We start from the raw sequence: 9234 nt of genomic DNA on the forward strand, positions 1-9234 counted from the left end.
GCCGTACCCGAGCCCGCTGCCGCGCGCCGCACCGCCTTCGCGGAGGGCGTCGACCGGTTGCGCGCGGCCGCCACCACCGAACCGGGGCGACTGCGCATCATCGGCGCACTGCTCGCCCTGCTCGTCGTCGCCTTCGGCGCGGTCACCGCCTGGCAGATGACGGACCGGTCGAACGCCGCGAACGACGTCCTCACCCGCAGTCAGCCGCTCAGCACGGACGCGGCCGACATCTACCGCTCCCTCGCCGACGCCAACACCGCCGCCGCCAGCGGCTATCTGGCCGGCCCGCAGGAGAAGCCCCAGGTGCGCACGGGGTACGAGACCGACATCCGTACGGCCGCCGACAAGCTCGTCACGGCCGCCTCCAACTCCGAGCCGGGCTCCGCCTCGGAGACGGCCATCGCCCAGCTCAACGAGCTGCTGCCGCGGTACAAGGGCCTGGTCGAGACGGCCCGCGCCAACAACCGGCAGGGCTACCCGGTGGGCAGTGCCTATCTGCGCGCGGCGAACGAGATGATGCAGCAGCAGATGCTGCCGAAGGCCCAGTCCCTGTACGACCGGGAGAACCAGCGGCTGAACTCCGACTACGCGGGGGCCAAGGCCTTCCCGTGGGGGGCGATCGGCCTCGGCGTGGTCGTCCTGGCCGCGCTGGCCTGGGCCCAGCGGCGCAACTTCCTGCGCACCAACCGGGTGCTCAACCACGGCCTGGTCACCGCGTCGGCGGCCTCCGTGGTGGTCCTGCTCTGGCTGGTCGTCGGCCACACCGTCGCCCGTATGGGCCTGAACGACTCCTACGACCACGGCGTCCGCTCCCTGAACGTCCTGCACGACGCCCGGATCGCGTCACTGACCGCCCGCAGCGACGAGAACCTCAGCCTGATCCGGCGCGGCGCCGACACCAAGGCCGTGGGCGACACCACGGTGGACGCCTACTCCTGGGGCTACGACGACCAGATCGGCAAGCTCGCCAAGGCCCTGAACAAGGCGGACTCCCTCGCCGACGACTCGGCGGGCCAGAAACCCGTCCAGGACGCGAACAGTTACATGAAGGCGTGGAAGGACCGGCACGGCGTCGCCCAGAGTCTGAACGACAAGGGCGAGTACCAGGAGGCCCGCGACAAGGTCATCGGCGTCGGCAAGGACCCGACGAGCGTGTGCTTCACCAACGTCGACGCGGCCATCAAGCAGGCCCTCGACCACGAGCAGCACGAGTTCAAGCAGGCCGCGAGCGGCGGCCGGGACGCGCTGACCGGACTGCCGTACGGCGCAGCGGTCCTCGCCGTGCTCGGCGCGGCGGGCGCGGTCCTCGGCATCGGCCGCAGGCTGTCGGAATACCGGTGAGGGGGGCGCGACCATGAACGCACAGCGTGTGACACGGCGTCTGCGTCTGACAGGGCGTCTGCGGTCCGGCCTGAGGGGCTGGGGCGGGGTCGGCGCGATGGCGGCCGTCTGCGCCCTCGCCGTCGCCTTCGCGCTCCTGCTGCCGCTGACCCAGTCCGACGGCGCCGCGAGCGACGGCGGGCAGCGCCTCGCGCACGGCACCCAGGCGAAGGCCGAGGACTGCAAGGACCCGCAGAACCAGAGCCTCTCGCCCTCCGGCGGTGACGGCAGCACACCGGACATCGACAGGATCAAGGCCCGCAAGAACCCCCGGCTGATCGTCGGCGTCGACACCAACAGCTACCGCTGGGGCTACCTCAACCCCAACAACGTCAAGGGCGAGCTGGAGGGCTTCGACATCGACCTGGCCCACCAGATCGCCAAGGACCTCCTGGGCAACCCGAACCTCGTCTCCTTCAAGGCCATACCGACCAACCAGCGCATCCCGGCGATCCAGCACGGCGAGGTCGACATGGTCGTGCGCACCATGACGATCACCTGCAAGCGGCTGGACGACGTCGCGTTCTCCGCGCCCTACTTCAGCACCGGCCAGCAGGTCCTCGCCCCCAAGACCTCGACGATCACCGGGTACGACGATTCCCTCGCGGGCAAGAAGGTCTGCTCGGCCGAGGGCTCCACCGCCTACGACAACCTCAAGGCGGACCGGGGCGCCAAGATCCCCGCCTCCACGAACATCTCCACCCAGGTGCCCAACCAGCTCGACTGCCTGGTGAAGCTCCAGCTCGGCGAGGTCGACGCGGTGGTGACCGACGGCGCCCTCGCCGCCAGCCAGGCCGCGCAGGACCCCACGGTGGAGCTCAAGGGCCGTCCGTTCACCCACGAGTACTACGGCGTGGCGATGAAGAAGGGCTACGCCGATCTGGTACGCCAGGTCAACCGGACGCTGGAGAACTACATCAAGAGCGGCGGCTGGCAGGCGTCGTACGCGAAGTGGCTGCACCCGACCCTGGACCAGCCCGGCCAGAAGTCGGACTCGGCGACCCCTCCCGAAGCGCACTACAAGTGACCGACCATCGAGACTGACAGGCAGCACCCGGACCACGACAGCAGCGAGAGGTGATCGATGGGCGTCACGGACCCCGCCGGGCCGGTGATGGACCGGGACGAGGTGGACCGTGCGCTGGCGCGGCTCGGCGCGGAGCACGAGGCGATCGAGACCTCGCTGCTCGCCCTGCAGGACCACGCGGGCCGCAGGCTCCTGGAGGGCGCCGAGCTCACCGGCGTCACCAAGGAGCGCTGGACGACCGCGGAGGCGTCCATCACGCTGCTGTGGGCGTACTTCGACGCGTACACCGACACCCTGCGCTCGGCCCGGGACATCCGTTCCCGGCGCCGCTGGTCCAGCCGCGAGGACCTGGTGGAGCTGACCGAGCTGCTGCGCGGCGCCTCGGTCACGGTCGCGGGCTCGACGACCGCCACCGCGAACGCGCCGACGCTGCACGGCGCTCCGGGCAAGCTCAGCGAGCAGTTCTCGCTCTCCGAGCTGGTCGACCGGATGAACGAGCTGTACGCGACGAGCCTGGACATGGTCGTCGCCGCCGACGCGGTCTGGTCGGCGCTGCCCGCCCGGATCGATTTACTGGCCGCCGAGCTCCAGCGCACCCGCAAGCTCGCCCACTCCGTCGGTGTACGCCCCGGCGAGCACCCGGCGGGCGACGACCTGGAACGCATCACCCGCACCCTGACGTCCCTGCGCGAGCAGGTGATCTCCGATCCGCTCGCCTACTGGGTCCCCGCGCAGGGCAGTTCGGCACCGGGCGGCGGCCGCCCGGACACCACGGTGTACGACCGTGAGGCGCGCGCCCTGGAGGACGTGCGCCGGGAGATCGACGCCGTGCTCACCGTCCGCCAGGACGCCGAGCAGCGGCTGGTGAAGCTGCGGGACGTGCTCTCCCGCGCCGACCGCACCCTCGCGGAGGCGCGCACCGCGCGCGGGGAGGTCCTGGCGAAGATCGCCGCGACGGAGGTGCCCGTGGTCAGCGGCCCGCCGACCGCGCTGCAGGAGCAGCTGGCGACGGCCGCCGAGTACCGCAGACACGCCCAGTGGCACCGGCTGTCCCCGCTCCTGGAGTCCCTGGAGCAGAAGGCGGAGGACGAACTGCTGCGCGCCCGCGAGTCGTTGACCGCGGTCACCGCTCCGCTGGCGGTCCGCGCGGAGCTGCGCGGCCGGCTCGACGCGTACAAGGCGAAGGTGGCCCGGCACGGGCTCGCGGAGGACCCGTTCCTGATCGAGCGGTACGACGCGGCCCGGCGCATGCTGTGGAGCGCGCCCTGCGACCTGCGGGTCGCCGAACAGGCCGTGCTGCGCTACCAGCAGGCGGCCGCCGAGGCCCTGGGCGGCCCGCGCGTGCCGGAGCAGGGCACACCGTGGGATCGTCAAGATCACAAGGGGCAGTCGTCATGAGCCGGGGGGAGTCATGAGCCAGGCACAGCAGACCTGTCAGCGGCCCGACTGCGAGGGCACGTACGAGGACGTCGGCGGCGGCGCGCTGTACTGCGACACCTGCGGACACGCGCCGGTCGTCTCGGGCGACGGCATGGTCTCCTCGCCCGCCACCGGCATCACCGGCGGCGGCAAGGGCTCGCAGAGCAGCGGCAGTTCACGCTCCAGCAGCCGCAGCTCCCGTACCTCCTCGCAGTCGTCGAAGTCGCGGCGCTCGGTGTCGGGACGCCTGTCGCGCTCCCTGTCCGGCAGGACGACCGGCCGCTCGGTGTCGGTGCGCAGCTCCGGCTCCGCCACCAACACCTCCGGCCGTGGCCGGCTGGGCGCGGGCCTGGTGCAGGTGCCGGACGTGCCGCGGCCCGACCCGCGCGCGATGGTGCAGGACAACCCCGAGGTGCCCGAGCGCAAGCGGTTCTGCTCGCGCTCCGACTGCGGGGCGCCGGTGGGGCGTTCGCGCGGCGACCGGCCGGGCCGCACCGAGGGCTTCTGCACCAAGTGCGGACACCCGTACTCGTTCGTGCCGAAGCTGAAGGCCGGCGACGTGGTGCACGGCCAGTACGAGGTCGTGGGCTGTCTGGCGCACGGCGGGCTCGGCTGGGTCTACCTCGCCGTGGACAAGGCGGTCTCCGACCGCTGGGTGGTCCTCAAGGGCCTGCTGGACACCGGCGACCAGGACGCGATGGCCGCGGCGATCTCCGAGCGGCGCTTCCTCGCCGAGATCGAGCACGCCAACATCGTGCGGATCTACAACTTCGTGGAGCACCTGGACCAGCGCACCGGCTCCCTCGACGGCTACATCGTCATGGAGTACGTCGGCGGCAAGTCCCTGAAGGAGATCGCGAACGGCCGCCGCACGCCGGACGGCAAGCGCGACCCGCTGCCGGTGGAGCAGGCGTGCGCGTACGGCATCGAGGCGCTGGAGGCGCTCGGCCATCTGCACAGCCGCAACCTGCTGTACTGCGACTTCAAGGTCGACAACGCCATCCAGACCGAGGACCAGCTCAAGCTGATCGACATGGGCGCCGTGCGCCGCATGGACGACGACGAGTCGGCGATCTACGGCACGGTGGGCTACCAGGCGCCGGAGGTCGCCGTCGACGGCCCCTCGGTCGCCTCCGACCTGTACACGGTGGCCCGCACGCTGGCCGTGCTGACCTTCGACTTCCAGGGCTACACGAACGTCTTCGTGGACTCCCTGCCCGACCCGGACAACATCGAGGTCTTCCGCCAGTACGAGTCGTTCTACCGGCTGCTGGTCCGCGCCACCGACCCCGACCCGGCCCGCCGGTTCGCCTCCGCGCAGGAGATGGCCGAGCAGCTGACCGGCGTGCTCAGAGAGGTCGTGTCGCTCCAGACGGGCCGCGCCCGGCCCGCCCTGTCGACCCTGTTCGGGCCCGAACTGCGTGTGACGGACACGGAGTTGTTCCCCAAGCTGGAGGGCGACGTCTCCCGGCTCGGGGCCCGCTCGGTGCAGCCGAAGAAGACGCTGCACTCCCAGCTGTCGGCCGCCCCGGGCGGCGGCCCGGGCATCGTCAAGCCGGTCAACTCCCCCGCCGCCGCCCTCGCCCTGCCCGTCCCCCGGGTCGATCCCGCCGACCCCAACGCCGGTTTCCTCGCGGGGCTGCTCGCGACCGCGCCCGCCGAACTGCTCGGCGCGCTCGCGGCGGCGCCCTCGTCCTCGGTGGAGACCCGGCTGCGGCAGATCAGGGCCTGGCTGGAGAACGGCGACTCGGAGGCGGCGCTGACCGCGCTGAGCACGCTGGAGGAGGAGCGGCCCGACGACTGGCGGGTGGTCTGGTACCGGGGCGTGGCCGCGCTGGTCACCGACGACCACGAGGGCGCCGCGCTCGCCTTCGACGCGATCTACGACGCCTTCCCCGGGGAGACCGCGCCCAAGCTGGCCCTCGGCCTGTGCGCGGAGGTGCTCGGCCAGCTGGACAACGCGGCCGAGTACTACCGCCTGGTGTGGTCGACCGACCCGAGCTGTGTCAGCGCCGCCTTCGGGCTGGCCCGGGTCCAGCTGGCCGGCGGCGACCGGCGCGGCGCGGTGCGGACGCTGGAGTCGGTGCCGGAGTCGTCCATCCACTACACCGCCGCGCGCGTGGCGGCCGTACGGGCGCGGCTGCGTCAACGCACGGCCGTGGCCTCCGACGCGCCGTTCCTGGAGGATCTGACGGCCGCCGCCGGGCAGGTCGAGGCGCTGGACGCGTACGGTCTGGACCCGGCCCGCAGGGAGCAGTTGTCCGCCGAGGTCCTCGGCTCGGCGCTGGACTGGATACTCTCCGGGGGCCAGGGTTCCGCGCCGACCGGACGGCGCGTGCTCGGCAACGACCTGGACGAGCGGGGACTCCGCTTCGGCCTGGAGCGCTCGTACCGCACGCTGGCCCGGCTGGCGCGGGGCGGCGAGGAGAGGATCGACCTGGTGGAACGTGCCAACCGTTACCGCCCCCGGACGTGGGTGTAGTTGATGTCGCAGATGCCCCAGCTGTCCGCCTGCCCGAGCTGCGAGTGGCCGCTCGAGTCGGGTGACCGTTTCTGCGGTGCGTGCGGATTCGACCTGTCCGCGGTGCCGCCGCGGCCGGACGACCATCCCACGATCGCGCTCAACGGCTCGCCGCCCCCGGGCGAGGACGTGAACTGGCCGACCGTGCCCGCGCCGGGCGCCGACACCCCCGCGGCCACGCATCTGCCCACCGACCTGCGCGGCACGGACTCCGGCGGCGGACCGCTGCCCCCGGAGCGGCCGACCGGGTCGCCGGTCTCCCCCGCCTCCGGCGTGCGCTTCGACCGGCCGCCGGAGCCCGACGAGTACCCGCTGCAGGCCCCCGACCCGCGCCTGGCCGACCTCGCCGCGGGCGGGGAGGCCAAGCTGTGCGTGGCCTGCCGCGCGGGCCGGGTGGACAGCGACGGCTACTGCGAGAACTGCGGGCACGCCCAGCCGCGGGAGCGCGACCACATGGAGCAGGAGTGCGGCCCGGCCGCCGCCGTCAGCGACCGCGGACTGCGCCACCACCGCAACGAGGACGCCTTCGGCATCGGCCACACCGCCCTGCCCGACGGCACCCCGGCGACGCTCGCGATCGTCTGCGACGGCGTCTCCTCGGCGACCCGGCCCGACGACGCCTCCCTCGCCGCCGCCGACGCCGCGAGCGAGTCCCTGCTGGCCGCGCTGCCCCGCGGCACCCACCCGCAGCAGGCGATGCACGACGCGATCGTCGCCGCCTCGCACGCGGTCAACGCCCTGGCCGCCGAGCCGGCCACGGCCCGCGAGCACTCCCCGCACCAGAACGCGCCCGCGTGCACCATCGTCGGCGCGGTCGTCACCGCCGGTCTGCTGGTCGTCGGCTGGGTCGGCGACAGCCGCGTCTACTGGGTGCCGGTGGACCGCACCTCACCGCCGGCCCGGCTCACCGAGGACGACTCCTGGGCGGCGCAGATGGTCGCCGCGGGCCTGATGAACGAGGCCGAGGCGTACGCCGACGAGCGCGCCCACGCGATCACCGGCTGGCTCGGCGCGGACGCCTACGAACTGGAGCCGCACACCGCTTCCTTCAAGCCGGACCGGCCGGGTGTGGTGGTGGTGTGCACGGACGGGCTGTGGAACTACGCGGAGGCGGCGGAGGAGATGGCCGAGGCCCTGCCCGCCGACGCCGCCGTGCGGCCGCTGCACAGCGCACAGGTCCTGGTCGGTCACGCCCTGGACGGCGGGGGCCACGACAACGTAACAGTGGCCCTCGTGCCGTTCCCGGCCGTCTCCCAGGGGGCAGGATCGGCCTGAGGCCGTTCACGGGGAGGTCTCGGCGGACCGGAGGGGACCGGTCCGCATACAGTCGTCGCCTCGCGGACGCGGGGTTCTCGAGGGGGATTTGAGTACGCATGGCCAATTTCTCGAAGTCCAACGTGCCGACGTTCTCGATGGACGTGTACCAGAACGAGTACCTGCCCGAGGGCGGCCGGGAGGTCAACGCGATCGTGACGGTGACCGCGACCGGCGGCGGCACGCTCGGTAGCGCGGTCACGGCACCCCATCTCTACTCGCGCGGCCAGGGTCCGTCCGCGGCGGTGGCGGTCATGGTCGACTGCTCCGGCTCGATGGACTACCCGCCGACCAAGATGCGCAACGCCCGCGACGCGACCGCCGCGGCCATCGACACCCTGCGCGACGGGGTGCACTTCGCGGTGATCGGCGGCACACACGTGGCCAAGGAGGTCTACCCGGGGGGCGGCCGGCTCGCGGTCGCCGACGCCACGACCCGGAGCCAGGCGAAGGATGCGCTGCGCAAGCTGAGCGCGGGCGGCGGCACGGCCATCGGCACCTGGCTGCGGCTGGCGGACCGGCTGCTGTCCACCGCCGACGTCGCCATCCGGCACGGCATCCTGCTCACCGACGGCCGCAACGAGCACGAGTCCCCGACCGACCTCAAGGCGGCCCTGGACTCCTGCGCAGGACGGTTCACCTGTGACGCACGGGGCGTGGGCACCGACTGGGAAGTGAAAGAAGTCACAGGGATCGCCTCCGCCCTGCTCGGCACCGCCGACATCGTCGCCGACCCGGCCGGTCTCGCCGCCGACTTCACGCAGATGATGGAGAAGGCGATGGGCAAGGAGGTCTCCGACGTCGCGCTGAGGGTGTGGACGCCGGTGGGCACCACCATCAAGTTCGTCAAGCAAGTGGCGCCCACGGTCGAGGAGTTGACCGACCGCCGCACCGAGGCCGGCCCACGGGCCGGCGACTACCCCACCGGTTCCTGGGGCGACGAGTCCCGCGACTACCACATCTGCGTGGAGGTCCCGTCCGCCGGCGTCGGCCAGGAGATGCTCGCCGCCCGGGTCTCCCTCGTCATCCCGCAGCCCGACGGCAGCGCCGAGAACCTGGGCGCCCAGGGCCTGGTACGGGCCGTGTGGACCGACGACATGGCCGCCTCGACGTCGATCAACCCGCAGGTCGCCCACTACACCGGGCAGGCCGAACTGGCCCAGGCCATCCAACAGGGGCTGGATCTCCGCAAAGCGGGCGATTTCGATGGAGCCACGGCCAAACTGGGCCGGGCCGTGCAGCTCGCCAGTGCCTCCGGAAACGCGGATACTGCGAAACTGCTTGCGAAGGTGGTGGACGTCGTCGACGCCGCGACGGGTACTGTGCGACTGAAGGCGAAGGTCGAGGAGGCCGACGAGATGACTCTCGAGACCCGGTCCACAAAGACTGTTCGTGTAAAGAAGTGACGTATCACCCGCCGAGTACGACCCTCCTACGACCGTAGGACCCTGAAGGAGAGGGGGAGGCGCCGACATGCCGACCTGCCCGAACGGACACCAGTCGGGTTCCGACGACTGGTGCGAGGTCTGCGGTCACCGCATGGCCGGTGCCGTGCCTCCGCCCCCGCCCCCGC

At 72.3% G+C, this 9234-nt stretch carries 6 protein-coding genes; all 6 read left to right on the forward strand.

Annotated features, from left to right (window positions below):
• Nucleotides 1-1341, forward strand: a 1341-nt coding sequence (locus GRC12_RS37840) for a hypothetical protein (protein WP_208784778.1), incomplete at its 5' end; no start/stop codon positions are given.
• A 13-nt stretch (nucleotides 1342-1354) separates the two neighbouring features.
• Nucleotides 1355-2407, forward strand: coding sequence for a glutamate ABC transporter substrate-binding protein (locus tag GRC12_RS37845; protein ID WP_208784780.1), 1053 nt, complete (start codon nucleotides 1355-1357; stop codon nucleotides 2405-2407).
• A gap of 57 nt (nucleotides 2408-2464) precedes the next feature.
• A complete protein-coding gene (locus GRC12_RS37850) occupies nucleotides 2465-3805 on the forward strand; it encodes a hypothetical protein (RefSeq protein WP_208784782.1) in 1341 nt (446 codons plus the stop codon).
• A 13-nt stretch (nucleotides 3806-3818) separates the two neighbouring features.
• The gene (locus GRC12_RS37855; RefSeq protein WP_208784784.1) at nucleotides 3819-6308 is read left to right on the forward strand and encodes a serine/threonine-protein kinase; all 2490 of its coding nucleotides are present in this window, start codon (nucleotides 3819-3821) and stop codon (nucleotides 6306-6308) included.
• Complete coding sequence (locus GRC12_RS37860) at nucleotides 6309-7622, forward strand: protein phosphatase 2C domain-containing protein (protein WP_165954704.1); 1314 nt, start codon at nucleotides 6309-6311, stop codon at nucleotides 7620-7622. It abuts the gene before it with no gap.
• A gap of 98 nt (nucleotides 7623-7720) precedes the next feature.
• The gene (locus GRC12_RS37865) at nucleotides 7721-9067 is read left to right on the forward strand and encodes a vWA domain-containing protein (protein WP_208784786.1); all 1347 of its coding nucleotides are present in this window, start codon (nucleotides 7721-7723) and stop codon (nucleotides 9065-9067) included.
• The last annotated feature ends 167 nt before the right edge of the window (nucleotides 9068-9234 follow it).

Origin of the sequence: Streptomyces griseorubiginosus (assembly GCF_017614965.1) — a bacterium.
Lineage (GTDB): Bacteria > Actinomycetota > Actinomycetes > Streptomycetales > Streptomycetaceae > Streptomyces > Streptomyces griseorubiginosus_B.